Here is a 23,627-nt window from a genome sequence, read left to right as displayed (position 1 = left end):
CTTTTTGGCCATCACTTCCGATTTCCGTTTGACAAGCCGCGTGTAACCCTACTATTTCTATAGACATTAAAGCAAGCACTTAGATATGACTAGTCTTATCGGTGCCGCTGCGCCGACCGGCCTCAGAGGGCAAAACGTCTTGGTTAACAGCCGAGGCGGTCGCTTTTCCGCATGGGCGCGGCTTCATGGAGATATTTGCTCTCTATTCCCTCGCTTTCGAAATCCATTTTTCTGTCCGCCCCCCTGACAAGCTGCGATACTCCGGTCCAATATCAGGACAGGATTCTCCATGACTGCCATCAATCTTATCGAAGAAGCCGGAACGCTGAACAGCCGGTTGGCGGCGCTCGATCTCGCGGGCCGTCTGTCTCTGGTCGCCGGCCTCGGCGGCCATGCCGTCTTTACGACCTCCCTCGGGATCGAAGATCAGGTTATCACCGCAGAGATCGGCAATCATCGCCTGCCGATCGAAGTTGCGACGCTGCAGACCGGCCGTCTTTTTCCGGAAACGCTGGCGCTGATCGATGAAACCGAAAGCCAATACGATATCCGCATCACCCGTTACGAGCCGGAACAGGCCGACATCGATGCCTATGCAGAGAAATATGGTCTCAACGGTTTCTATGAGAGCGTCGAAGCCCGTCATGCCTGTTGTGGCGTGCGCAAGCTGAAGCCGCTTGCGCGCGCACTTTCCGGCGCAACGATCTGGGTCACCGGCCTGCGTCGCGGCCAGTCGGCCAATCGTGCCGATACGCCTTTTGCCGAATACGACCCCGAGCGCAATCTCATCAAGGTCAACCCGCTTGCCGACTGGGACATCGACGTGATCCGCGCCTATGTCGCCGACAACAGCGTGCCGGTGAACCCATTGCATCAGCGCGGTTATCCCTCTATCGGCTGTGAACCCTGCACCCGCGCCATCAAACCGGGCGAGCCCGAGCGGGCCGGTCGCTGGTGGTGGGAAAACGACGAGAAGCGCGAATGCGGCCTGCATGTTCATGAGGAAACCGCTGCACAGTGACATCTCCCGCCGGTTCCCGGCACCGGTGTGAGGCGCAGCTAGACCTGCCGCCAGCCTACCGGGAACCAACACATCCTGTTCTTCCGGCCAGCCTCCCGGTCGGAACTATCTGAATTCTGGAGTTAGAAATGCCTGATAGCCGTCCGGATACGGAACTCTCCAATCCGCAGAGCACCAAGCCGCCGCTCGACCCGCATTTGAAGGCGCTAGAAAACGAGTCGATTCACATCTTCCGCGAAGTGGCGGCCGAATTCGAGCGTCCGGTGATGCTGTATTCGATCGGCAAGGATTCCTCGGTGCTGCTGCATCTGGCCCGCAAGGCCTTCTATCCTGGCCGCGTGCCCTTCCCGCTGCTGCATGTGAACACCGGCTGGAAGTTTGCCGAGATGATCACCTTCCGCGACGAGATCGTGAAGAAGTACGACCTCGACCTGATCGAACACATCAATCCGCGCGGCAAGGCCGAAAACGTCACGCCGTTCACCCATGGCTCGGCACGCTATACCGACATCATGAAGACGGAAGCGCTGCGCCAGGCGCTCGATGCAGGTCAGTACGACGCCGCTTTCGGTGGTGCGCGCCGCGACGAAGAGGCCTCGCGCGCCAAGGAACGCATCTATTCCTTCCGCACGCCGGACCATCGCTGGGATCCGCGCAATCAACGGCCGGAACTCTGGAACGTCTATAACGGCCAGATCCGCAAGGGCGAGAGCGTCCGCGTCTTCCCGCTGTCCAACTGGACCGAGGTCGATATCTGGCGCTACATCCAGGCCGAGGACATTCCCATCGTGCCGCTCTATTTCGCCGAAAAGCGTCCGATCGTTGAGCGCGACGGCATGATGATCATGGCCGCCGATCCGCGGCTCGAACTGCTGCCCGGCGAGGTCAAGCGCGAGGAAGTCATCCGCTTCCGTACGCTCGGCTGCTTCCCGCTGACGGGCGCGATCCGCTCGACTGCCACCACCCTCGAAGACGTTATTGCAGAGCTGGAAATCGCCACGGTTTCCGAACGACAGGGCCGCGCCATCGACCGCGACCAATCCGGCTCCATGGAAAAGAAGAAGCGTGAAGGATATTTCTGAGATGACCGCAGCCGCAACCGCAAACGTCGTCACCCTGCCGGCCGCCGAGCCCGCCAAGGCAGTGCGCGACTCGCGCCCGCTTCGCCTGATCACATGCGGCAGCGTCGACGACGGCAAATCCACGCTGATCGGCCGTCTGCTCTGGGACACCAAGGCCGTCAAGGAAGACCAGGCCGCCACGCTGCAGCGCGATTCCACCGGCAAGCAGAACGATCTCGGCCTGCCCGACTTCGCACTTCTGCTCGACGGCCTGCAGGCCGAGCGCGAACAGGGCATCACCATCGATGTCGCCTATCGCTATTTCTCGACCGATAAGCGCTCCTTCATCGTCGCCGACACGCCCGGCCATGAGCAATATACCCGCAACATGGCGACCGGCGCCTCCACCGCCGATCTCGCCGTGCTGCTGGTCGACGCGCGCATGGGCATCCTCGAACAGACGCGCCGCCATGCGACGATCGCTTCGCTGCTCGGCATCAAGCAGTTCGTACTTGCCATCAACAAGATCGACCTGACGAACTACGACCGCGCCGGTTTCGAGAAGATTTCGCATGATTTCCGCGAATTCGCTCTGTCGCTCGGCGTCAAGCAGATCACCGCAATCCCCATGTCGGCGCTGAAGGGCGAGAACGTCGTCTATTCCGGCCAGGCCGCCATGCCCTGGTACACCGGCCCGACGCTGGTCGAGACGCTGGAACTCGCCACCGTGCGTTCGGCACAGGCGGTCGGCTTCCGCCTTTCCGTCCAGCGCGTGTCACGACCGGGCGAAAGCTTCCGCGGCTATCAAGGCACCGTTGCCGGCGGCTCGGTGAAGCCGGGCGACAGCGTCATGATCCTGCCGTCGGGCATGGTCGCCAATGTCTCCAAGATCGTCACCTTCGATCTCGTCCGTAACGCTGCCGTCGCAGGAGACGCGATCACGCTCGTGCTCGACCGGCAGGTGGACGTATCGCGCGGTGACATGATCGTCGCCATCGACAGCCAGCCGCAATCCGGCCTCTCCTTCGACGCGCAGATCGTCGCGCTGCAGCCGGAGGGCATCGAGCCCGGCAAGCGTTACTGGCTGAAGAGCGGCAGCCGTCGCCAGCGCGTGCAGGTGCAGCCGATCGCTCAGCTCGAGCTGAAGACCGGCGCCTGGGCACCTGCACAGGCGCTCTGGATGAACGCGATCGGCAAGGTCCGCCTCTCCTTCGACGAAGCTGCGGTCTTCGATCCCTACGAGCAGAACCGCTCGACCGGCTCCTTCATCCTGATCGACCCCGAAACCAACAACACGGTTGCGGGCGGCATGATCACCGGCAAGCGCGCCGACGTCGGCGGCATTCATAAGGATGGCCAACGGGTACTCCTGTCGCTGCCGGCCGATCTTGCCGACCAGATCATGGCCAGCGAACTCTTCAGCAGCCGCCGCGACGAAACCGAAGTTCGTCGCGTCACCGCAGCACAGGCCGCGGAGATTTGGGCGAACGCCGCCAGCGATATTTGATCGACGGTAAATTGGTGATGGAAAAAGGGGCCGAACGGCCCCTTTTTTTTAGAAAATATTAGCCATAAGCGCCGTTAGCTTTTCGTCGTGCGCAACAATATATTTCCCGAACACATAAAATGTGTGCATCGCAAGATGGTGATCACAACTCATAGCAAACGCGGGAGACTGGAGTTTCAGTCCGCCGCTGCTATACAATAGCCCCATGATATCAGGTCGGTTTTTGAAAATTATCGCGTGGAGCTATATCGCGGCACTGGTTGCCGTGACCCTCGCGCATCTCAATTTACAGGCCGAACTGGGCAATCCCTTCAACATGTATCGTGCCGGCGCACTCTGCGTCGCGGGCATGCTGGCGCGCCTTGCTTATCCGCAATCGCCCTCCTTCACCTGCCTGTTGATGATCGGCAGCGTCTCGGTGCTCGGCTTCTCGCATTTCGTGGCGAATGGAAGTTACGGTTCTCCGATGGATATCATCGTGGACATGTCCGGTGGCCTCTGGGGCATCGCGATCGGCGCCGTCCTTAGCAAGCTGATATCGCCGTCCTCGAAGCGAACCGTTCTGTATTAGTCGGACGGCCCTTCACCTTACATCAATCCAGTTCGCGATGTCGTCAACGGCGTCGACTTGGTCTGCGTGCCGCACACGCACGTTCAGCATTGAACTTCCGCGACTTCCAAGAGCGCGCTGCAGCCGGAACAGATTTCCTAATCCGAAGTGATTATTACGTAGATAGCATTACGGGAACCTTACATTTCGGTAACCTTACTATCTGTATTTGCAGATGTGGCTTTCCTGCAACTTAAAATGAAAAATCAAGAAAACGTCATTCTGTGAAAAATATATCATATTACTTTGAAGGAATTCGGTCTTAATGACGAACAGAAGCGGGTGGGGCCCGTTTCTCCCGAGTCGGGGTTTTTAACAGGGATAGGGTGAGGCACGTCGGTTTTTCGGCGCGATGGCCTGTGCCCAATCTATATTGGATTGGAGTTTTTATGAATATCAAGAGCCTTCTTCTCGGCTCCGCTGCTGCCCTCGCAGTAGTTTCAGGCGCACACGCTGCTGACGCTGTTGTTGCTGCTGAGCCGGAACCGCTCGAATACGTCCGCATCTGCGACGCATACGGCGCCGGCTATTTCTTTATCCCGGGCACTGAGACCTGCCTCAAGATCGGCGGCATGGTCCGTACCGAAGGCAAGTGGTACAACGCCTACAACCCGGCTGACCGTTTCGGCACGCTGTGGCACACCCGCGCTCAGTTGAGCGTTGACACCGCAAGCGACACCGAATTCGGTCCGCTGAAGACCAACACCATCTACCGTTGGGATTGGCAGGAAGGTGGCTCGACCACCACGAAGCTCCTGTTCGCCAACATCAGCCTCGCTGGCTTCACCGTTGGTAAGCTCGACTCGCAGTATAACCTGTACATGGGTTATGCCGGCAACGTCATCAACGACGACGTGGTCTATGACGGCCCGTACGAACTCAACCAGTTGACCTACAACTACGACGCAGGCAACGGCTTCACCGCTGTTATCTCGCTCGAAGACTCCAACTCCGGTTCGGGCGCCAAGGGCGTCAACGGCGAAGACAGCTCCGACCATTACGCTCCGGACGTTGTTGCCGGTGCTGGTTATAAGGCTGGCAACTTCGGCTTCAAGATCGTCGGCGGTTATGACTCGATCGTTGAAGAAGGCGCTATCAAGGCTCGCGCCGATGCCGACTTCGGCGTCTTCAAGGCGTTCGTCATGGGCGGCTGGAACACGGACGGCGACAAGCTGAACAAGTACGCCAGCGCAAACGGCGCCGGCCCGGCCAAGGGCATCGGCTGGGGCGATTGGGCTGTTTGGGGCGGCGTCACCGTTCCGTTCAACGACAAGCTCCAGGCCAACGCTCAGGTTGCTTACACCGACTCGAAGATCTTCGCAGCTACCGCCAACCTTCGTTGGAACCCGGTCAAGAACCTGCTGGTTCAGCCGGAAGTTTCCTACACCAACTGGGACTCCATCAACCAGGACCAGTGGGCTGGCGTTCTGCGCTTCCAGCGTAGCTTCTAAGACCTCGTTTCTGAGATCTGATCTGACTTGACCCCTGATCGGATGGGGGCCGGTCCAACTTCCAGCGAAGTTGGGCCGGTCCTTCCGAGTTAGGGTATTCTTACATTTTAGAGCAACTACCAACCGGATGCATCACATCCGGAGGTAGATTTTTATTTTCGTCATATTATATATAATGATATTCTCATTTGCATGACCTGACCTCTCCAATGCCAGGACAATGGCATTGTTTCGGGGGCACTGTCCGCAGAGGGCCAAGAAGCTGCAAGCAGTTCTCGGAAGGTCTTGAAGCAAAAGCGAGAAGCCTCCGCCCACAACGAAGGTTGTGATGATGCGCTGCGAAAGTATCAACATTATCGACAAGCCGTCTTTTTTGTCGTAGAGAGGCCGCATGTCATTCACCTGCGCAAATGCCTCGCGATTTTATTCGTACCGCTGCTCTCAGCGGAGGCGGGCGCGTGCGTAGGTAAAATCGACGCAACGACATAGACCCGAACAGCCGCTAGTCCTACCTGGCGGCTTTTTTGTCGGCACGGTATGACCCCAAAAAGGAACCGATACCGTGTTGAATTCCACTGATGATTTGCGAATTGTCGAGATCACTGCCCTCACCTCGCCCTCCCGTATCATAGAGGAGATCCCGCGGGATGAGGCCGTCACCACAACCGTGACGGAAGCGCGTAGCGCCGTCCATCGCATCCTGAACAATGACGACGATCGATTGATCGTGGTGATCGGCCCCTGCTCCATCCACGACCCTGTCGCAGCGCGCGACTATGCCGCCCGCCTGAAAGAACAGCGCGACCGGTTCGCCGACGATCTCGAAATCATCATGCGGGTCTATTTCGAGAAGCCTCGCACCACGGTCGGCTGGAAGGGCCTCATCAACGATCCTCATCTCGACGGAAGCTACCGCATCGAAGAGGGATTGCGCATCGCCAGAAGCCTTTTGATCGACGTCAACGAGATCGGGCTGCCCGCCGGCTGCGAATATCTCGACACGATCACGCCGCAGTACATTTCCGATCTGGTAAGCTGGGGTGCGATCGGTGCAAGGACGACCGAGAGCCAAGTGCATCGCCAACTCGCGTCTGGCCTTTCATGCCCGGTCGGCTTCAAGAATGGCACGAATGGCGATGCAAGGATCGCGCTCGATGCGATCGTGGCGGCCTCGCAGCCGCATCATTTCCCGGCGGTGACCAAGGAAGGCCTTGCAGCGATTGCCTCGACACGCGGCAACGAGGATTGCCACCTCATTCTGCGCGGCGGCAAGCAACCCAACTACGACGCGGCCAGCGTGCAGGCAGTATCGGCGCAGGCTCAGCAGGCCGGACTTGATCCGCGGATCATCATCGATGCCAGCCATGCCAATAGCGGCAAGAACCCCGAGAACCAGCCGATGGTCGTCAGCTCCGTCGCAGAGCAGATATCTGCCGGCGACCGTCGCATCAAAGGCATGATGATGGAGAGCAATATCGTCGGCGGCCGCCAGGATCTGGTGCCCGGTAAAGCGCTGGTCTATGGCCAAAGCATCACCGACGGCTGCATTGATTGGCCAACGTCCGTCCGCACGCTGGAGGAACTGGCCCGAGCCGCACAAACACGGCGGCGGATGGCCCGCCAATAGCATTTCCGATCAAGGGGTCGTTCACCGATATACATTGGTGAACGACCACCGGTCGCTTTCAAGCTTGCCCTCACCAGGCGCCTCAGGACAAGCCTCCTCCTCCGTTTCAGGATCGCCTACCGACAATCAGTTTTAGCGATCCCTCGAATTCCGGCTGCGCACGCAGATGCCCGTATTTGGCATCCCATGTACCGTCCTTGAGATCGCGTCCGAGATCGAAGGCGAAGCGGTCGCCGATCGAAGCATCGACGAAACTCCAGGCCGAGTTGGCGAGACGGGCACCCGGCTCCAGCAGGCGTTCCGGGCGCCCGTAATAGGCCTCGCCGAAACCGTCCGTGCAATGGAGCGGGATCGGCACCGGAATGACTTTGGCATTGCCTCCCAACCCCTCGCTGATGGTCGCTATCTGCGGGTAGCGGCGTGCCTCCACCGCGATCACTTCCGGCGCATAGTCAACGAGCCAGAAGCGATCGAGTTCGTCCGGATCGGCGGTGAGGATCAGGACGGGACCGCGCGTCACCCGCCGCATCTCAGCAAGCCCTGCCGCCAGATCGGACCACTGATGCACGGTGAATGTCGCCATGCAGGCATCGAAACTGCCATCAGCAAAGGGAAGCTTCTCGCCAGTGGCGTCAATGGCTGCAGGCAGATGCACCGGCCGCTGCGCCCGCATCGATGCAGACGGCTCAACCGCCGTCACCGCGCGATCAACGGGCTCATAGGAGCCGGCGCCAGCACCGACATTGAGGACGCTGCGGGCATCGCCCAAGGCGGCCTGGATGAACGCCGCAATATGCGGATCCGGCTGGCGATATTTTGCGTAATTCGTGCCGATCACGCCGTAGTTCGCGTCACCTGCGCTGCCGTCCTGATGTCTGCTGGCCATCATCTCTTCATCCTCATTGTCTGGCTGGGCTGAGCAGCCTCGCGGTTCGTCAAGCATAGCGTTGCCATCGCCGAAAATGCTCGCGCATTCCGAACGTCATTGTTCCCTCAATGGGAAAATTTACATTGTAAGCAGGACAAAACATTATGGCGCACAGGAAGAAAACCGATATGATCGAACAAAAGCTGTTCGGAAATCTCACATGGCCCGCCGCATCCCATCCCTTAACGCCTTACGTGCCTTCGAAGCCGCCGGCCGGCATGGACGGATGACGCTGGCGGCGGACGAGCTAAACGTGACGCATAGCGCCGTCAGCCGGCAGATCCAGCATCTCGAGGATGTGCTGGGTGTGCCGCTATTCGAGGGGCCGAAGAACAAACTACGGTTGACGGAGGCAGGCTCGACCCTGTTGTCGGGCTTGGTCTCCGCTTTCGATCAGATCGATATGTCGGTGCGGTCGGTAGCCGATACGGAAGACGGATCACTCGACGTCTCCTGCCCCGGCACCTTTACCATGCGCTGGCTGATCCCGCGGCTTTATCGATTTCAGGCCGAGTATCCCAATATCGAAGTCCGCCTGACGGCATCGTCCCGTCCTGTCGATTTTGCGCGCGACGGCTTCGATGTTGCGATCCGGGTCGGGGCGGCACCCTGGCCGCAGGGCGCGGAGGTCATCGCGTTGTTTCCGGAGCAGACAGGCCCCGTTCTTTCCCCTTCCCTCGAAAGAACCGCCTCCGAAAATTTCGCTGGCGTTCCGCAGCTTCATACCAGAACCCGCCTTCGCGCCTGGGGTGACTGGCTGTCGCGGTCTGGCGCGCCGGTCGAGGCCGGAGGGCGCGTGGAATATGAGCATTTCTACTTCATGCTGGAGGCTGCCAGTGCCGGCCTTGGCGTCTGCGTAGCACCTTGGCCCTATGTGACCGACGACATCCGCTTCGGCCGCCTCGCCGCGCCCCTGGGCTTCATCGACAGCGGACATCATTACGTGGCGCTGCGGCGTGCCCGGCGCAATCGAAAATCGGTCCTGTTCTGCGAATGGCTGCAGAAGGAAGCGCAGGCATTTTCAGCCTCGCATCCCGCCCTGACGAGTTAGGCGCGGCGATAGTGAGCCAGACTCACATAGTGCTTTCGTGGCCCTTGCACATGCCATATCTCGGCCCAGGCATCCGGCCCGCGAAAGAAGAGACGGCCGCGATAGAGATCGGGGCCACATTGATGGACAAAGCGCTGCGAGGCGCCATTTCCGATGCGAATGAATTCGGTGAGGTCGGGGAAATTGACGGTGACATGCCCGGCCTCGCTATCCAGCCGGTAGGTACGGCTGCTCCTAAGCGTCGCATGGTCCATCATCGTGTCGCCATGCTCCTCGAACTGGTGCGGCGTGACGAATGCCTGTCCTTCGAAGAGGATAAGGGAGGCGTTGAGGCGGTCGATGACCTTCCGCCTCACGTCCCACGTGCCGAGATAGGGTCTCAGCCGTTCATCCATGACCGCCCCCGGCGGCCAACGCATCCGTCATTCAGGAAGCCGCGCGCTGCGTAGTAGCATCGGACTGCCGGGCCGGCAGCTTCCAGCCGGGGCGAACGAAATGGCAGGTATAGCCGTTCGGGATGCGCTCCAGATAATCCTGGTGCTCCGGTTCGGCTTCCCAGAAATCGCTTACCGGCGTCACTTCGGTGACGACCTTGCCCGGCCAGAGACCGGAAGCGTCGACATCGGCGATCGTGTCCAGGGCGACCCGCTTCTGCTCGTCGCTCGTATAGAAGATCGCCGATCGATAGCTCAGGCCGACATCGTTACCCTGGCGGTTGCGTGTGCTCGGATCATGGATCTGGAAGAAGAATTCCAGAAGGTCGCGATAGCTGATCTTCTCGGGATCGAAGGTGATCTCGATCGCTTCCGCATGGGTGCCGTGGTTGCGATAGGTCGCATTGCGGACGTCGCCGCCGGTATAGCCGACGCGCGTCGATATGACGCCGTTATAGCGGCGGATGAGGTCCTGCATGCCCCAGAAACAACCGCCGGCGAGAACTGCACGTTCCGTAGTCATCGGATATCCTCCACTTGGTCGAGATAGGCGCCATAACCCTCGGTTTCCATGCGATCACGATGCACGAAACGGAGGGAGGCGGAGTTGATGCAATAGCGCAAACCGCCGCGATCCTCCGGCCCATCCGGGAAGACATGGCCGAGATGGCTGTCGCCATGGATAGAGCGCACCTCGGTGCGCAGCATGCCGTGCGAGATGTCGGTAAGCTCGTTGATATAGGCAGCTTCGATCGGCTTGGTGAAGCTCGGCCAGCCGCAACCCGAATCGAACTTGTCGGACGAGGCAAACAGCGGCTCGCCCGATACGATGTCGACATAGATGCCGGGCTGCTTATTGTTCAGATATTCGCCCGTGCCCGGACGCTCGGTACCGCTTTGCTGCGTCACGCGGTACTGCTCGGGAGACAGCTTCGCTATAGCCTCGGAAGTCTTGCTGTAGTTCTGCATTCCTGTTCTCCTTACCCTCAGACGCATATTTCGAACTCAGCCAGGTACTACGAGAGAACACTGGATATCGTTACAGACATCAAGCTCGATGAGCGTCGCGGGAGTGGTTGCGACGGAAATATAGGTATGGAGCAAGGGATTTGCCATATCGCACACAGCAGCGTGATGCGCCGGCCATCTAGCGGCGATCATTCATCCCAGTCGCAGGCAGCGGTAAAAATAGCCGCCAAGGCCTCAATGCCGGCCTGGTCGTCGGCGTCGAAGCGGCGGGGGAGCGGGCTGTCCAGATCGATGACGCCGAAGACATAGCCTTCGCGAAACAGCGGCACCACCAGCTCCGACCGGGAGGCGGCATCGCAGGCGATATGACCCGGGAAAGCATGCACGTCTTCGACAAGGATCGACCGCTCCTCCTCGACCGCCGTCCCGCAGACGCCGCGGCCGACGGCAATGCGCACGCAGGCCGGCTTGCCCTGGAACGGCCCGAGCACGAGTTCGTCATCCGACTGCAGGAAATAGAAGCCGGCCCAGTTGAGGTCCGGTAGCATCTGATAGATCAGCGCCGAGGTGTTGGCGGCGTTGGCGATCGGATCGGACTCACCGTCAAGCAGCGCCTGCAACTGGCCGGCAAGTTCGCGGTAGAATTCAGGTTTGCTGCCGTGCTGGATCGTCTTTTCTGTAAACATCGGATTGCTGCCTTTCGGTTATGTCGTTACCGGCCGGATTGTTTTCAGTCCTTGTCGTCGGGCGGACAGGGCCAGCCTTCCGGCGTTTTCAGCCCGGCGGGCAACTTGGTCGCTTGATCGCCGCAGGCAAGATTGATCTGCTGTTGCTCCAGGCCGGTGGCGGCCGAGAGATCGAGCCCTTCGATACGCGTCAGATACATGAAGGCGCCGCTAAAGGCGACCGGACCCTTGATCGTCGCGCCGCTCAGAGCGGCGCGGGAAAGATTGGCGAGTGAAAAATTGCTCCCCGTCAGCACCGCCTTGTCGAAATCAGCGCGGCCAAGCTCGGCCTTCTGAAAATCCGCGTTGGTAAGCTGCGCGCCGCTAAATTCCGCCCGTTGCAGCTCGGCACTGGCGAATCTGGCGCCGTTGGCCAGGACATTGGTGAAATCGGAGCGGTATGCTTCGATTCTCGAGAAATTCGCCGCCTCAGCCCGCGCATTCTTCAACCACGTGCGCACCAGCGTTGCCTTCTCCAGATTTGCCAGTGTGAGATTGGCGTTGCTAAGGTCGGTGCTGTCGAAATGAGCACCGACAAGATTGGCTCCGTGCAGGTCGGCGCCCTGCAGCATAATATTGTTTTTGCTGCATTCGCTCCAATCGAGACCGGGCGAAGCCACGCTGCCGCAATCGCCGGCTCGTGCAGAATTGTGGGCGCCGGATGCGAGCAGGATTGTCACTGCCAGCGCCAGCCCGGAAAGACCGGCAACGACGCCCCTATCCCTCGCTGCAAACCAATTCAAAGCCGCGCCGCCGGCATTTCGTCCCCGCCAAGACCGCATCCTTGTCCCTCGCTTCTTCATGCGGGCGCCTCCTCAGCATCGAGTCAACCACCCCGCTCCAATTTTGTATATAGGTGTTTTTCGCCCACGAAAAACGCCCCTGCCACAAAAGGATATCTGTTGCCGCAGCCGTTATCAGCGGTTCGTTGCGAGGATAAAAACCCGTGAGCCACGGATAAGCAAAATCGGCAAATTCGGGAACAGCGCCGCGCCCAGGGAGCAAAGCTGCCCGAAACGAGAAGTGGCCTGGTCGAGGGAAACGACCAGGCCACCATGGGCGCAGATTGGAGGTCAATCTAATCTAGCAAGCTAATAGTAAGTCAGACTTAGCTTTTGTCAACAAGCATGTGGTGGGGCGTTCCTATCGCCGCCACACAGGCAATTCTCACATCGGTAAACTCAAATAGTGACAAAAAATTGGGCCGCCTTTCGGGGACGAGGGGGCGGCCCAGTGGCTACCGGAGCAGCCACGTAGGCGGAGAGTCGCCTAACGGTTAGATAATATCATTAAATTTTTGAATCTCAACGAAACTATTTTAATTAGTTGAATTGAATTTTAACTAAAGAGCCTAGACCTAAACGTCTAAACCATTCGGCCTCAGAACCGGTCGGACAAACTATTCTCACCGACAGCTCATCCGAAAAGCACCGCATCAAGGCTGGCCAAGTCTCTTACCTCCTGATCAGGCCGCATAGCGCCACGCCCAGACGAGCCGGACGTTAAAAGAAATAATCGGTGAAGAATTCGGCTCTGACGTCCGAAAAGTCATGACCTCCACCAGAGGTGGAGGTTTGAAACGCTGCGCTTGAACCGCTAGAAGCGGTTTTGCTATAGGTTAGTAGCTAGGATTAAAGAGGTCGGCAAAGTCGGAAGCTTTGTCGGCCTTTTCTTGATTACGGATATAGCGTCTGACGACCTGCTCATCGTAGCCAGTCGTGGACACGAAGTACCCACGCGCCCAAAAGTGATATCCCTTGTAGCGCCGCTTGCGGGCACATTTGTTGGCAACGTAAAGCGCCGTCTTGCCCTTCAAGAAGCCGACAATGTGCGACACCGAATATTTCGGCGGGATCGATATCAGCATATGCACATGGTCGGGCATCAGGTGCCCTTCCTCGATCCGGCAATCCTTTTGCAGAGCAAGCCTATGCAAAAGGTCACCCAACTCACGGCGCACGTCCCCGTAGAGTCTTTTCGTGCGGTATTTACTCGCGAAGACCACGTGATATTTGCAGTCCCACGTCGCATGTGATTGCGAGCGTTCATCCATAAAACCTCCGTTTCATGTCTCGGCCAGCCTAGCGGTCCAAGCACGGAGGTCTCTCAATTACTATGTAGAACTCGTCCAGTCCTCCACCGAAGGTGGAGGTTTATCTTGCTCACAACGAAAAAAGCCCGCGAATGCGGGCTTTTCAAGCTGGTCGGAGTGGAGTGATTCGAACACTCGACCCCCACGTCCCGAACGTGGTGCGCTACCAGACTGCGCTACACTCCGTGACCAGCGGCGCTTCTATAGACCAGCCATTTTTGATGCACAAGCACCAAAATCAAAAAAACCATTCGATTTTTGACGAAAAGATTACAAAGGCAATTGCTTAGAAAATCGGCAGGAAAACAGGTGGCAAACCGGCCGACGTGCGTAAGACGCAACACATTCAGCAAAATCCCACTTTGTACACGCGGATGGGAATTTTCTTTTGCCGGCTTTGGCGCTAAAGCCTTAGCGGGACAGGCGGAAAGGTCGTGGGACAGCGGCGCTTCCGCAGCCGATTGCGAGACAGAAGCTTCAAGGACGATACGATGAATATCCGCATGATTACCGCGGCGGGGCTGTTGCTGGCCCTGGCCGGCTGCACGACCACAAGCACAGCTCTTCCGACGATTGCGAGCAACCCGGTTCAGGACCGTTGGGAAGGCCAGTCGGCCGGCCGGTTCTTCGCCTCCTTTGGTCCGCCGCTTTCCGACCGCGACGAAGGCGGCAACCGCGTCTACACCTGGCGCGGCGGCTACAAGACGGTCAGCGTTGGCGGCAAGAAGGGTGCAAAGAAGGGCAAGCTCTATCTTAGCTGCAAGGCCGATATCGTCACCAACCAGAGCTATGTCATCCGCTCGATCCACATCCTCGGCGACCAGCCTGGCACCAACGGCTCCTCTTACTGCGCCGAACTGCTGGCACCGCCGGAAAAGGCAAGCTGAGCCTCGAAATATCGAGGACGGAATATCGCAGGCGGCTCGAAAGGGTCGCCTGTTTTCGTTTGGTGAACTCGAGCGGTTCAGCGTTCCACGGAATCGCTTTCCCGCTCTATCCCATTGTTTTGACGCATTCCGGATGGAAAGCGGCTCACGCACTTTTCCTGGAACTGCTCTCGGCATCGAAATTACGCGTGCTATTGCAGCGTAGGCTTTGGCTCCATATCCAGAGCGAAAACTCCCATCGGATCAGGGAGTGAGCTACCTTCCAATCCGGTCGCCACGACGGAGAGCCGGAACCTGCCGTCAAGATTGGGGTCGAAGATCGCACCGATGACGATTTCCGCGTCACTTTGCACCTCGTCGCGAATGCGGCTCGCGGCTTCGTCGACCTCGAAGAGCGTCATATCCGAACCGCCGGAGATCGAGACCAAGACACCCTTGGCGCCTCGCATCGAAACGTCATTCAGCAACGGGTTCGCGATTGCAGCCTCAGCCGCTCTCATCGCCCGGTCGTCCCCCGTGGCTTCGCCCGTGCCCATCATCGCGCGGCCCATGCCACGCATGACCGATTTCACATCGGCGAAATCTAGATTGATCAGGCCTTCCTTGACGATGAGATCGGTGATGCATCCGACGCCGGAATAAAGCACGCGATCAGCAGTCATGAAGGCATCCGCGAACGTGGTCTTTGCATCGGCAATGCGAAACAGATTTTGATTGGGAATGACGATGACCGTATCGGCTGCCTGCCGCAGCGCCTCGATGCCGAGTTCCGCTGTCTTCATGCGGCGATTGCCTTCGAATGTAAACGGTTTCGTGACAACGCCGACGGTCAGGATGCCGGCCGAGCGGGCAGCATGAGCGATGACCGGTGCGGCACCGGTCCCTGTTCCGCCGCCCATTCCGGCGGTGACGAAGCACATGTGCGAGCCGCTGAGATGATCCATGATCTCATCGATCGACTCCTCGGCAGCCGCGTGGCCAACTTCCGGCAGCGAACCGGCACCGAGACCTTCCGTTACATTTGCTCCGAGTTGGATGCGGCGTGATGCCTTCGATGTCGCGAGGACCTGAGCGTCCGTGTTGGCCGCGATGAAGTCTACACCCGCCAAATTTTCAGCAATCATATTGTTGATCGCGTTACCGCCACCACCGCCCACGCCAATGACAGTAATGTGTGGTCTTAGGCCTGCAATGGCGCTCTTGGCATCCGTCATGTTCCACTCCCCTCATTCGTCTTGATCGCACGTCTGTCGCTTCGAACAGCGATTCGCGCGTCATCGTAGAGTCGCAACAAGGCGTTGGCGGGGCAATGGAGTTTGCGCAGCCGAATGCGAGACGGAAGCTCAAGGGCGCTACGATGAATGATATTTCTTAGCTGCGAAGTCGATATTGTCACCAACCAGAGCCATGTCATCGCGCGGCCCACATGCGCGAGCATTTTCGAGGTTGTCCCGAGGTGGCGATCTTTTTCTACGCATACAAAATCTGCGCAGTCCCGAAGAATTGGCAGGCGCTACGATTGCAGAAGCAGTCGATCTGACGATGCAGAACCATCTACGCCACGAGTTCACCGACCATGATCAACTGCTAATGGTAGGTATCCGGCGAAAGGAGGCTCGCCGCAGGGGGCCAGCCGAAGATAGACGCGATGATAGCATTGTGGAGGAAGCTCGACATCCTTACCCACTAATTGCGGCTCGACCGCTTTGATCGGCGGGCTTTTCTTTTGTCTCGCAACAGGCACAATGCGCGTGTAAGGAGAGTCGTCGCGCATGAACGATCATATCAAACAAGACATTCTCTTAAAGATAAGGCAAGTTGCCGCCACTAATGGCGGCAAGCCTCCCGGTGTTGCCCGCTTTGAAGCGACTACCGGCGTAAAGCGCCACGCGTGGCAAGGGAAAATTTGGCGCAATTGGAGCGATGCAGTTGTCGAAGCCGGTTTCACTCCGAATGAACTTCAGGGTGCCTGGCGCGCGGAAGAGATACTTCGGATAGTTGCGGATATCGCGAAGGCCCTCGGTAAATTCCCGACAAGTAATGATCTCAAATATGAGCTTCATCAACGCCCGAACAGCCCCGATGCAAAGACGGTTCTCGCAAAATGGAACATGTCGGATTTAGCGTTTGCGCTCGCCGAGTATGCCGACCGGCAGGGCGAAAATGAGGTTTCGGTCTACGCCCGAGCTTATGCTCCTCGCCAGCGCAATCGTGATGACGACGCCGAAAAAGCAGATAACTCGCTGGGCTACGTCTATATGCAACGCCACGGCACCGACTACAAGATCGGCTACACTACGTCGCTCAATAAGCGCGGCCGACAAATCCAGATCGAGCTTCCTCAGGAAATAGAGCTTATTCACTCAATCCTCACCGATGATCCTACAGGCGTTGAAGCCTACTGGCACAAACGATTCGCTGCGAAGCGGACGCGCGGCGAATGGTTCAGGCTAACGAAAGCCGATGTCACTGCTTTCAAACGATGGTCAAAGATTTGGTGAAGTATCATGGAATGGGTTTTGCCGCTCATCGGTGGCCTTGGTCTCGGATCGCTATTGAAGTCGGTTATTGACAATTTCAATAGTCGTAGGGCGGTGATGAAGGACCGCCTTTATCAAGAGAAGCGTGAAGCCTACCTTGGGCTACTCGCCGCACTTCATAAAGCAGCAGTGAGCCACTCAGACGAGAATTCGAAAGAGTTTGCCCTTTGGCAGACCCGTTGCCATCTATTCGGATCGCCGGACGTGTCGAAATTTGCCCAAGACATCATTGATACGAACGACCGGCCACGAATCGAACGGGAAGAGGCGTTTAAGGGCTTGCTACAAGCCATGCGGAAAGACCTTCAGCCATGACGCCGAAGGCAGCCTAAAGGCCCATATGGAACATCCACAAGGATGTCACACTTAGGGGTTCTTAAACCGCTATAATCTACTGATTTTATTGGCAAAATAAGCAATGGCTGGGGCGCCTGGATTCGAACCAGGGGATGGCGGTACCAAAAACCGCTGCCTTACCGCTTGGCTACGCCCCAACAGTGCGACATGGCGACTATTCGCGCCAAATCGGCGTCTGATTAGCAAAGGTCGCATCCGGTCACAATCATTAAGTTATGCGTGAGCGCATATTTCTGTGTGCTTCCGGCAGGGCTATGATAGGGCTTGCTGTTCCAAAATCCACTCAGGAGATCCAATGAGCCAGTTTCGCGCCCGCCCTCCGGCCGTCCCTTCGGTGCTTGTCGATGACGCCATGGTGCGCATTACCCGTTGGGATTTCGAGCCGGGCGCCGATACAGGGCATCATGTGCATGGTCTCGGCTATGTCGTGGTGCCGATGACGGATTGCCAGTTCCTGATCGAGGAAGGGCCGGAAAGCCGGCGCGTCGATCTCGCCAAGGGTGCTGCCTACCGGCGCGATGCCGGCGTCGAGCATAATGTGGTCAATGCCGGCTCCGAACCGATGTCCTTCATTGAAATTGAATACAAACGATGAGCGTTCCTGAATTCGATCTTGCCTTCGAGCCCGCCTATGGGCGCGCCGTGCCCATTGCGCCCGGTGTCGAACGGCTGACGGTCAACAATCCCAGCGCTTTCACCTTCCACGGCACCAACAGCTATATCGTCGGCGGTTCGTCGGTGGCGGTCATCGATCCCGGCCCGGAGGATGAGGCGCATTTCGCGGCGCTGATGGCGGCGCTGAAGGGGCGCGAGGTGACGCATATCTTCGTCAGCCACACCCACCGCGACCATTCTCCGCTCGCCAAGCGGCTGAAGGAGGCAACGGGTGCCCTGACGGTCGGCGAAGGGCCACACCGCGCGGCGCGGCCGCTGCACGAGGGAGAGATCAATCCCTTCGCCGAAAGCTCCGATACGGATTTCCGGCCGGATATCGCGCTTGCCGACGGCGAAAGCGTCTTGGGAGACGGTTGGCAATTAACTGCATTGCTGACGCCGGGCCACACGGCCAATCACGCCTGTTTTGCGCTGGAAGGCAGCGGCATCGTCTTTTCCGCCGATCATGTCATGGCCTGGGCAACGACGATCGTCGCGCCGCCCGATGGCTCCATGGCCGACTATATGGCGTCGCTCGAGCGGCTGCTTGCCCGCGATGACCGCCGGTTCTTTCCCGGCCATGGCGGGCCGGTGATGGAACCCGCCTCCTTCATGCGCGGCCTCAGGACCCATCGGCGCATGCGTGAGCGCGCCGTGCTGGAGCGGATCAAGGCCGGCGATCGTGTGATCCCCGACATGGTGAAAGCCATCTATCGCGACACAGACCCCCGCCTGCATGGCGCAGCCGCGCTCTCGGTGCTGGCGCATCTGGAGGATCTGGTGGGAAAAGGCCAGGTGGAGACGGACGGGCCGCCGGCTCTCTTCGGAACGTATCGGCTGGCGTGAGCGGCTTCAGCTTCCGGCGATGCCAAGGAGTTCGGCATCCAGCGCCTTCAGATAGGTTTCGGCTATATTGGCGCTGATGCCGAGATCGTCCTGGCCATAGCGGGAGGCGACGCGGACATCGACAAGCGTCGTCTCCGCCTCTTCACGCAGGCGGATCAGCACATCGAAATTCAGGCCAAGAAGGCGGGTGCGGATCTCGCCCTGCAGGACGACGTCGGAATTCTGGCGGATCAGGTCCGCCACGCCATCGCGAAAGGGGCGCGGCGTCGGCACGGGGACGACATCGGGCATGTCGGTGACGGCAGTGTCGTCCGGTGTCGGAGTCTGATTCTGCCGCGGCGCACGACGCTTCGGCTTTTCATAGCCATTCGGATCAACGACATCGGCGCCTTCTGCCTTGACGATGGTGATATGGTTGTCCTTGGCGACTTTGCGCACCGCTTCGAGCACGCGGTCGATAGCGCCTTCGTAGCGACGCCCGGTCAGGGCCGGATAGGCGGCATATTGCGCCTCGCGGTCCTCTGCCGTCACAAAATGCCTTGCCGGCAGCCAGATCTGCTTGGCCTGCGGCGCCGCCAGCCATTCCGGAGCGTCAACGAGATCGGTGGAGACGTCATAAATGGCGGGCCGTGTCCAATAGCGCTCCACGCCGATGCCGACGATCACCAGCGGCAGCGCGGCATAGATCAGCGCCCTGAAGGCCGAAACGCCACCTATGGCGGCAACCCGCCAGAGCTGCGTCAAGCCAATGACGGCGAGCAGCACCGCCACCGCGGCAAAGCCAGCGGAAATCAGCATCAGCAGGACGAAATAGGGCGTTTCCAGCGGCCCGAATCGATGGCCGACCAGAATTACCCCGCACAGCACCAGCGCAAAGGATGCAATCAGGCGCGCGGCACGGGCGGCATGCGAAACGGGACGGTCGAAGCGAATGGTCATCAAGAACTCGTCGGCACGTCGGATCGGAAGGCGGATGCACTCCAATCCCGAAGGTCGACCCCATGTTTAGAACAAGAAATGGCGAAAATAAATCAGATCTCGATGGGGATGATTAACACGCGAACGCAAGCCAATTGCAGGGGTAGCCGACGCAAAATGTGAGTACTTGCTTAAATTCTGAAAAAGGGCCATGCTTTTTAAGGTTTTACTGAGGCCATGAAAGGACTTGAGGAGATGGAAACGACGCAATCGCCGGACATCGCCGCCAAGCCGTTGCCTGCAGCCGCCGGCACGGTCGCCGATGCCGCCGATCCCACCCTGCCGCTCGAACTCCTTGAGCTGGAACTATCGCTCGAAGGTTTTTCCGGTGGCGAGGAAGCCTTTTGCGAAGCAGTGCGACATGCCGCCCGGGCTGCCCATGGCGAATTCCTGTTCGATCTCCCCGCAACGGGATTGATATCGGATTGCCGCCGGCTTGCGGTTCTGCGGATCCCCGAGGATAGCGAGACCATGCGCGTCATCTTCGCGGTGCTCGACGAGGACGATGCGGAAATCCGCCTGCTGCAGCCGGATGAGGAAACCGAGCCCCTGCTCCGCTTCGCCGATGCCTTCGTCAATCTGCTGCAGCGCCTGCCGGAAAGGCCGCGCGGCGACGCTTGAGCGGCCAAGCCCCTCCCCACGCCGTTCAACGGTTCGTGATGAACCGGCGGCAATATACCTTTCGCACCTCATTGCGGGAGATTATAATTCCTGCGTGCATATTTGTGCCGAGGATATCGAGTCATGCGTATTTTTCCCGCACTCTCCCTCATTGTCATGGTTCTGACGCTGTCAGCCTGTCAGACAGCTGAGGAGATTCGCGCGGCGGATGAAGCGAGATGCAGCAGCTACGGCTTCCGCCGCGGCACTGAGAATTTCGCCAACTGCCTGATGAATCAGGACCTAAGCCGGCGCGCCGATCAGCGTGCTTTCATGGAAAGCAATGATGATTTCTTCTGGGGGCCGTCCGTCGTGGTCGGGCCGGGATACTATCACCGCCGTTGGTATCATTGACCGCTTCGCTTCTCCCGGCGACGAAAGCTATGCCTTGCCTCTGATCGCCGCCTGCGCTGCCGCAAGCCTTGCGATCGGCACGCGGAAAGGCGAACAGGACACATAATCCAGCCCGATCTCCTCGCAAAAGTGGATCGAGGCCGGATCGCCGCCATGTTCGCCGCAAATGCCGAGCTTCATATCATTGCGCGTGCGGCGCCCGCGCTCCGCAGCGATACGGATCAGCTCTCCCACGCCATCGAAATCGAGCGAGATGAAGGGATCATGCTCTATGATCCCCTTGCGCTGATAGGTGGGGATGAAGGCGGCGGCATCGTCGCGCGACATGCCGAAGGTAGTCTGCGTCAGGTCGTTCGTGCCGAATGAGAAGAATTCGGCCGCCTCGGCGATGATGTGCGCGCGCAGGGCAGCGCGCGGCAGCTCGATCATCGTGCCTACGAGATAATCGATCTTCATCTTGGCTTCCGTCATGACAGCGCGGGCCACCTCATCGATACATGTCTTGACGTAATCAAGCTCCGAGCGCAGGCCGACCAGTGGCACCATGATCTCCGGCACAACCGCTGCACCTGTCTCCTTTGCCGCGGAGACCGCCGCCTCGAAGATGGCGCGAGCCTGCATTTCGACGATTTCGGGATAGGAAATCGCCAGGCGGCAGCCGCGATGACCGAGCATGGGATTGAATTCATGCAGCGCATCGACGCGCTGGCGCAGCATGGCCGGCTCCATACCCATGATGCCGGCCACTTCGGCGATTTCCTCGTCCGTCTTTGGCAGGAACTCGTGCAATGGCGGGTCCAGCAGACGGATGGTCACCGGCAAGCCGTGCATGATGGTGAACATGCCGGTGAAATCGAGGCGCTGCATCGGCAGGAGCTTGGCGAGTGCGGCACGCCGGCCCTCCTCGCCTTCCGCGAGGATCATCTCGCGCATGACATGGATACGGTCGCCTTCGAAGAACATATGTTCGGTGCGGCAAAGGCCGATGCCTTCGGCGCCGAAGGAACGGGCAGCACGGGCATCTGCCGGCGTATCCGCATTCGTGCGCACCGTCATGCGGCGCGAATGATCGGCCCAGGCCATGATACGGCCGAAATCGCCGGACAGTTCCGGCTGGATCATCGGCACCTCGCCCTTCAGCACCTGACCGGTGGAGCCATCGATCGTGACGATGTCTCCCTTTTTCAGGGTGACTCCGATGCCGATCAGCTTTTCGTTGCGCATGTCGATGCGCATGGTGCCGGCGCCGACGACGCAGGGAATGCCCATGCCGCGGGCAACCACCGCCGCATGGCTGGTCATGCCGCCGCGCGTGGTGAGAATCCCTTCCGCGGCATGCATGCCGTGAATATCTTCCGGGCTCGTCTCGATGCGCACGAGAATGACCTTGCGGCCTTCCTCTTCGGCAATGATCGCCTCCTCGGCGGTGAAGACGACCTCGCCGGTCGCTGCCCCCGGCGAGGCGGGCAAGCCGGAGCCGATGACCTCGCGGTGCACGCGCGGATCGATCGTCGGGTGAAGGAGCTGGTCAAGAGTCGAGGGTTCGATGCGCGAAACGGCCTCCTCCTGGGTGATCACACCTTCGTCGACCATGTCGACAGCGACCTTCATCGCCGCCTTGGTGGTGCGCTTGCCGGCGCGGGTCTGCAGCATCCAGAGCTTGCCGCGCTCGATGGTGAATTCCAGATCCTGCATATCGCGATAATGCGATTCCAGCTCAGCGCAGATGCGGCGGAATTCGCCGAAGGCTTCCGGCATCAGCTTTTCCATCGACGGTCGGTCGTAGCCGGAGGCGATGCGGGCCGCCTCTGTGATGCTCTGCGGGGTGCGAATGCCGGCGACGACATCCTCGCCTTGCGCATTGACCAGGAATTCGCCGTAGAGTTCCTTCTCGCCCGTCGAGGGATTGCGGGTGAAGGCAACGCCGGTGGCAGACGAATTGCCGAGATTGCCGAAGACCATGGCTTGGATATTGACCGCCGTGCCCCAGGCCTCCGGAATATTGTGCAAATGCCGATAGGTGACCGCGCGCGGGTTCATCCAACTGGAAAACACCGCACCGACGGCGCCCCAGAGCTGCACCTCAGGCTCCTGCGGAAAGGCCTCGTCCAACTCGTCTTCGATGACGGCCTTGTAGAGCGAGACAACATGCTGCCATTCGACGGCGGAAAGATCGGTATCGAACTCGTGGCCGAGGCGGGCCTTTTCATCCTCCAGGATTTCCTCAAAAATCTCGTTGTCGAGACCCATGACGACATCAGCATACATCTGGATGAAGCGGCGATAGCTGTCCCAGGCGAACCGGGCGTCGCCGGCATCATGGCCGAGCGCCTGAACCGTGTCGTCGTTGAGGCCGAGATTGAGGACGGTATCCATCATGCCGGGCATGGAGGCGCGTCCGCCGGAGCGCACGGAAACGAGCAACGGGCGAGCCGTATCGCCAAACTTGCGCCCGGTGATCGTCTCCATCTGCTTCAGCCCTTGCATTACCTGCGGCTTCAGATCTTCCGGAACGTTGCGACCGTTCTTGTAGTAGAAAGCGCAGGCTTCGCTGACGATCGTCAAGCCAGGGGGAACCGGCAGGCCTAAGCTGCACATTTCAGCAAGATTGGCGCCCTTCCCCCCGAGCCGCTCATAATCCTTGGCGCGACCCTCGGCCTTCCCGTCGCCGAATGTATAAACCCACTTCGTCATTTTCCCCCGTCCAACTCCCAAGGTTGAACTTAATTCATTGAGGCGGAAATGAAAATCGACAAATGCGGCAAAATGTTGCGTCGCACAATAAATATCGGATCACAGCGTTGAAAATCACGCCATCGCAATGGATGCGTAAAGCGGCACCTGACGCAAGACACCCGCCCCACTAACTAAAATC

25 protein-coding genes and 2 tRNA genes are annotated in these 23,627 nt (G+C 59.1%); 15 read left to right on the top strand and 12 right to left on the bottom strand.

Going from position 1 to position 23,627, the window contains the following annotated elements:
• Positions 1–289 precede the first annotated feature (289 nt).
• From QD357_RS16320 to QD357_RS16295, 6 genes are all read left to right on the top strand, one after another.
• Positions 290–1,021, top strand: coding sequence for a phosphoadenylyl-sulfate reductase (locus QD357_RS16320; protein ID WP_107107411.1), 732 nt, complete (start codon positions 290–292; stop codon positions 1,019–1,021).
• A 128-nt stretch (positions 1,022–1,149) separates the two neighbouring features.
• Complete coding sequence (gene cysD / locus QD357_RS16315; protein ID WP_107107410.1) at positions 1,150–2,103, top strand: sulfate adenylyltransferase subunit CysD; 954 nt, start codon at positions 1,150–1,152, stop codon at positions 2,101–2,103.
• A gap of 1 nt (position 2,104) precedes the next feature.
• Positions 2,105–3,589, top strand: coding sequence for a sulfate adenylyltransferase subunit CysN (gene cysN, locus QD357_RS16310; protein WP_107107409.1), 1,485 nt, complete (start codon positions 2,105–2,107; stop codon positions 3,587–3,589).
• A gap of 223 nt (positions 3,590–3,812) precedes the next feature.
• On the top strand, positions 3,813–4,160 hold the full coding sequence (locus tag QD357_RS16305; RefSeq protein ID WP_107107497.1) for a hypothetical protein: 348 nt from the start codon (positions 3,813–3,815) through the stop codon (positions 4,158–4,160).
• Positions 4,161–4,588: 428 nt separating this feature from the next.
• Positions 4,589–5,650 carry a porin gene (locus tag QD357_RS16300; RefSeq protein WP_107107408.1) on the top strand — a complete coding sequence of 354 codons (1,062 nt, stop codon included), beginning with the start codon at positions 4,589–4,591 and terminating at the stop codon, positions 5,648–5,650.
• A gap of 562 nt (positions 5,651–6,212) precedes the next feature.
• The gene (locus QD357_RS16295; RefSeq protein WP_107107406.1) at positions 6,213–7,277 is read left to right on the top strand and encodes a 3-deoxy-7-phosphoheptulonate synthase; all 1,065 of its coding nucleotides are present in this window, start codon (positions 6,213–6,215) and stop codon (positions 7,275–7,277) included.
• 106 nt (positions 7,278–7,383) lie between these two features.
• Here QD357_RS16295 and QD357_RS16290 read toward each other — a convergent pair whose 3' ends face one another.
• Positions 7,384–8,163 (bottom strand): class I SAM-dependent methyltransferase, encoded by a 780-nt coding sequence (locus QD357_RS16290; protein WP_107107496.1) that lies wholly within the window; start codon positions 8,161–8,163, stop codon positions 7,384–7,386.
• Between the two features lie 202 nt (positions 8,164–8,365).
• Between QD357_RS16290 and QD357_RS16285 the strand changes: the two genes are divergently transcribed.
• Positions 8,366–9,256, top strand: coding sequence for a LysR family transcriptional regulator (locus QD357_RS16285; protein WP_107107405.1), 891 nt, complete (start codon positions 8,366–8,368; stop codon positions 9,254–9,256).
• Here QD357_RS16285 and QD357_RS16280 read toward each other — a convergent pair.
• The 7 genes from QD357_RS16280 to QD357_RS16250 all read right to left on the bottom strand — a co-directional run bounded on the left by QD357_RS16280 (position 9,253) and on the right by QD357_RS16250 (position 13,662).
• Complete coding sequence (locus tag QD357_RS16280; protein WP_146143979.1) at positions 9,253–9,651, bottom strand: DUF6314 family protein; 399 nt, start codon at positions 9,649–9,651, stop codon at positions 9,253–9,255. The genes QD357_RS16285 and QD357_RS16280 overlap by 4 nt on opposite strands.
• A gap of 31 nt (positions 9,652–9,682) precedes the next feature.
• The gene (gene msrA / locus QD357_RS16275; protein ID WP_107107403.1) at positions 9,683–10,213 is read right to left on the bottom strand and encodes a peptide-methionine (S)-S-oxide reductase MsrA; all 531 of its coding nucleotides are present in this window, start codon (positions 10,211–10,213) and stop codon (positions 9,683–9,685) included.
• On the bottom strand, positions 10,210–10,659 hold the full coding sequence (msrB, locus tag QD357_RS16270; protein ID WP_107107402.1) for a peptide-methionine (R)-S-oxide reductase MsrB: 450 nt from the start codon (positions 10,657–10,659) through the stop codon (positions 10,210–10,212). The genes msrA and msrB overlap by 4 nt, the downstream gene beginning before the upstream one ends.
• Before the next feature lie 188 nt (positions 10,660–10,847).
• The gene (locus QD357_RS16265) at positions 10,848–11,345 is read right to left on the bottom strand and encodes a GAF domain-containing protein (RefSeq protein ID WP_107107401.1); all 498 of its coding nucleotides are present in this window, start codon (positions 11,343–11,345) and stop codon (positions 10,848–10,850) included.
• 44 nt (positions 11,346–11,389) lie between these two features.
• Positions 11,390–12,187, bottom strand: coding sequence for a pentapeptide repeat-containing protein (locus QD357_RS16260; protein ID WP_245407433.1), 798 nt, complete (start codon positions 12,185–12,187; stop codon positions 11,390–11,392).
• 815 nt (positions 12,188–13,002) lie between these two features.
• Positions 13,003–13,437, bottom strand: coding sequence for an IS200/IS605 family transposase (gene tnpA, locus QD357_RS16255; RefSeq protein ID WP_107107399.1), 435 nt, complete (start codon positions 13,435–13,437; stop codon positions 13,003–13,005).
• 148 nt (positions 13,438–13,585) lie between these two features.
• Positions 13,586–13,662: transfer RNA gene (locus QD357_RS16250), tRNA-Pro, on the bottom strand.
• Between the two features lie 305 nt (positions 13,663–13,967).
• On the opposite strand from QD357_RS16250, the gene QD357_RS16245 reads away from it, so the two are divergent.
• Entirely contained in the window at positions 13,968–14,363 is a 396-nt protein-coding gene (locus tag QD357_RS16245) for a hypothetical protein (RefSeq protein WP_107107495.1), read from the top strand.
• A gap of 191 nt (positions 14,364–14,554) precedes the next feature.
• Here QD357_RS16245 and ftsZ read toward each other — a convergent pair whose 3' ends face one another.
• Positions 14,555–15,577, bottom strand: a complete 1,023-nt coding sequence (gene ftsZ / locus QD357_RS16240; protein ID WP_107107398.1) for a cell division protein FtsZ — start codon at positions 15,575–15,577, stop codon at positions 14,555–14,557.
• A gap of 193 nt (positions 15,578–15,770) precedes the next feature.
• Between ftsZ and QD357_RS16235 the strand changes: the two genes are divergently transcribed.
• From QD357_RS16235 to QD357_RS16225, 3 genes are all read left to right on the top strand, one after another.
• Positions 15,771–16,073: a DUF2293 domain-containing protein gene (locus QD357_RS16235; protein ID WP_107107397.1), complete on the top strand. Its 303-nt coding sequence runs from the start codon at positions 15,771–15,773 to the stop codon at positions 16,071–16,073.
• Positions 16,074–16,135: 62 nt separating this feature from the next.
• On the top strand, positions 16,136–16,864 hold the full coding sequence (locus QD357_RS16230) for a GIY-YIG nuclease family protein (protein ID WP_107107396.1): 729 nt from the start codon (positions 16,136–16,138) through the stop codon (positions 16,862–16,864).
• Between the two features lie 6 nt (positions 16,865–16,870).
• Entirely contained in the window at positions 16,871–17,218 is a 348-nt protein-coding gene (locus tag QD357_RS16225; RefSeq protein ID WP_107107395.1) for a hypothetical protein, read from the top strand.
• 104 nt (positions 17,219–17,322) lie between these two features.
• Here the strand turns inward: QD357_RS16225 and QD357_RS16220 are convergent.
• A tRNA-Gln gene (locus QD357_RS16220) sits at positions 17,323–17,397 on the bottom strand.
• Between the two features lie 158 nt (positions 17,398–17,555).
• Between QD357_RS16220 and QD357_RS16215 the strand changes: the two genes are divergently transcribed.
• Together QD357_RS16215 and QD357_RS16210 are read left to right on the top strand one after the other, a co-directional pair.
• On the top strand, positions 17,556–17,855 hold the full coding sequence (locus QD357_RS16215; RefSeq protein ID WP_107107394.1) for a cupin domain-containing protein: 300 nt from the start codon (positions 17,556–17,558) through the stop codon (positions 17,853–17,855).
• Complete coding sequence (locus tag QD357_RS16210; protein WP_414124612.1) at positions 17,852–18,760, top strand: MBL fold metallo-hydrolase; 909 nt, start codon at positions 17,852–17,854, stop codon at positions 18,758–18,760. The genes QD357_RS16215 and QD357_RS16210 overlap by 4 nt, the downstream gene beginning before the upstream one ends.
• A gap of 6 nt (positions 18,761–18,766) precedes the next feature.
• On the opposite strand, the gene QD357_RS16205 is transcribed toward QD357_RS16210, so the two are convergent.
• Positions 18,767–19,699, bottom strand: a complete 933-nt coding sequence (locus QD357_RS16205) for a DUF1499 domain-containing protein (protein ID WP_107107392.1) — start codon at positions 19,697–19,699, stop codon at positions 18,767–18,769.
• A 234-nt stretch (positions 19,700–19,933) separates the two neighbouring features.
• Between QD357_RS16205 and QD357_RS16200 the strand changes: the two genes are divergently transcribed.
• Both QD357_RS16200 and QD357_RS16195 read left to right on the top strand, forming a co-directional pair.
• Positions 19,934–20,359: a hypothetical protein gene (locus tag QD357_RS16200; protein ID WP_107107391.1), complete on the top strand. Its 426-nt coding sequence runs from the start codon at positions 19,934–19,936 to the stop codon at positions 20,357–20,359.
• Between the two features lie 123 nt (positions 20,360–20,482).
• Entirely contained in the window at positions 20,483–20,752 is a 270-nt protein-coding gene (locus QD357_RS16195; RefSeq protein ID WP_107107390.1) for a hypothetical protein, read from the top strand.
• Between the two features lie 27 nt (positions 20,753–20,779).
• Here the strand turns inward: QD357_RS16195 and ppdK are convergent, their stop codons facing one another.
• Positions 20,780–23,446 (bottom strand): pyruvate, phosphate dikinase, encoded by a 2,667-nt coding sequence (gene ppdK / locus QD357_RS16190; protein ID WP_107107389.1) that lies wholly within the window; start codon positions 23,444–23,446, stop codon positions 20,780–20,782.
• Between the last annotated feature and the right edge of the window lie 181 nt (positions 23,447–23,627).

It is taken from the genome of Rhizobium sp. BR 317 (genome assembly GCF_047445835.1).
GTDB lineage: Bacteria > Pseudomonadota > Alphaproteobacteria > Rhizobiales > Rhizobiaceae > Rhizobium > Rhizobium paranaense.
Note: the sequence above shows the minus strand (reverse complement) of the source record. Positions and strands in the feature narration are given on the sequence as shown.

What these genes read in the sequence shown, in the direction of transcription:
- QD357_RS16320 (WP_107107411.1), top strand. Translation starts at nt 290, where the DNA reads ATGACTGCCATCAATCTTATCGAAGAAGCCGGAACGCTGAACAGCCGG.
- cysD (WP_107107410.1), top strand. Translation starts at nt 1,150, where the DNA reads ATGCCTGATAGCCGTCCGGATACGGAACTCTCCAATCCGCAGAGCACC.
- cysN (WP_107107409.1), top strand. Translation starts at nt 2,105, where the DNA reads ATGACCGCAGCCGCAACCGCAAACGTCGTCACCCTGCCGGCCGCCGAG.
- QD357_RS16300 (WP_107107408.1), top strand. Translation starts at nt 4,589, where the DNA reads ATGAATATCAAGAGCCTTCTTCTCGGCTCCGCTGCTGCCCTCGCAGTA.
- QD357_RS16290 (WP_107107496.1), bottom strand. Translation starts at nt 8,163, where the DNA reads ATGGCCAGCAGACATCAGGACGGCAGCGCAGGTGACGCGAACTACGGC.
- QD357_RS16285 (WP_107107405.1), top strand. Translation starts at nt 8,366, where the DNA reads ATGGCCCGCCGCATCCCATCCCTTAACGCCTTACGTGCCTTCGAAGCC.
- QD357_RS16280 (WP_146143979.1), bottom strand. Translation starts at nt 9,651, where the DNA reads ATGGATGAACGGCTGAGACCCTATCTCGGCACGTGGGACGTGAGGCGG.
- msrA (WP_107107403.1), bottom strand. Translation starts at nt 10,213, where the DNA reads ATGACTACGGAACGTGCAGTTCTCGCCGGCGGTTGTTTCTGGGGCATG.
- msrB (WP_107107402.1), bottom strand. Translation starts at nt 10,659, where the DNA reads ATGCAGAACTACAGCAAGACTTCCGAGGCTATAGCGAAGCTGTCTCCC.
- QD357_RS16265 (WP_107107401.1), bottom strand. Translation starts at nt 11,345, where the DNA reads ATGTTTACAGAAAAGACGATCCAGCACGGCAGCAAACCTGAATTCTAC.
- QD357_RS16260 (WP_245407433.1), bottom strand. Translation starts at nt 12,187, where the DNA reads ATGAAGAAGCGAGGGACAAGGATGCGGTCTTGGCGGGGACGAAATGCC.
- tnpA (WP_107107399.1), bottom strand. Translation starts at nt 13,437, where the DNA reads ATGGATGAACGCTCGCAATCACATGCGACGTGGGACTGCAAATATCAC.
- QD357_RS16245 (WP_107107495.1), top strand. Translation starts at nt 13,968, where the DNA reads ATGAATATCCGCATGATTACCGCGGCGGGGCTGTTGCTGGCCCTGGCC.
- ftsZ (WP_107107398.1), bottom strand. Translation starts at nt 15,577, where the DNA reads ATGACGGATGCCAAGAGCGCCATTGCAGGCCTAAGACCACACATTACT.
- QD357_RS16235 (WP_107107397.1), top strand. Translation starts at nt 15,771, where the DNA reads ATGTCATCGCGCGGCCCACATGCGCGAGCATTTTCGAGGTTGTCCCGA.
- QD357_RS16230 (WP_107107396.1), top strand. Translation starts at nt 16,136, where the DNA reads ATGAACGATCATATCAAACAAGACATTCTCTTAAAGATAAGGCAAGTT.
- QD357_RS16225 (WP_107107395.1), top strand. Translation starts at nt 16,871, where the DNA reads ATGGAATGGGTTTTGCCGCTCATCGGTGGCCTTGGTCTCGGATCGCTA.
- QD357_RS16215 (WP_107107394.1), top strand. Translation starts at nt 17,556, where the DNA reads ATGAGCCAGTTTCGCGCCCGCCCTCCGGCCGTCCCTTCGGTGCTTGTC.
- QD357_RS16210 (WP_414124612.1), top strand. Translation starts at nt 17,852, where the DNA reads ATGAGCGTTCCTGAATTCGATCTTGCCTTCGAGCCCGCCTATGGGCGC.
- QD357_RS16205 (WP_107107392.1), bottom strand. Translation starts at nt 19,699, where the DNA reads ATGACCATTCGCTTCGACCGTCCCGTTTCGCATGCCGCCCGTGCCGCG.
- QD357_RS16200 (WP_107107391.1), top strand. Translation starts at nt 19,934, where the DNA reads ATGGAAACGACGCAATCGCCGGACATCGCCGCCAAGCCGTTGCCTGCA.
- QD357_RS16195 (WP_107107390.1), top strand. Translation starts at nt 20,483, where the DNA reads ATGCGTATTTTTCCCGCACTCTCCCTCATTGTCATGGTTCTGACGCTG.
- ppdK (WP_107107389.1), bottom strand. Translation starts at nt 23,446, where the DNA reads ATGACGAAGTGGGTTTATACATTCGGCGACGGGAAGGCCGAGGGTCGC.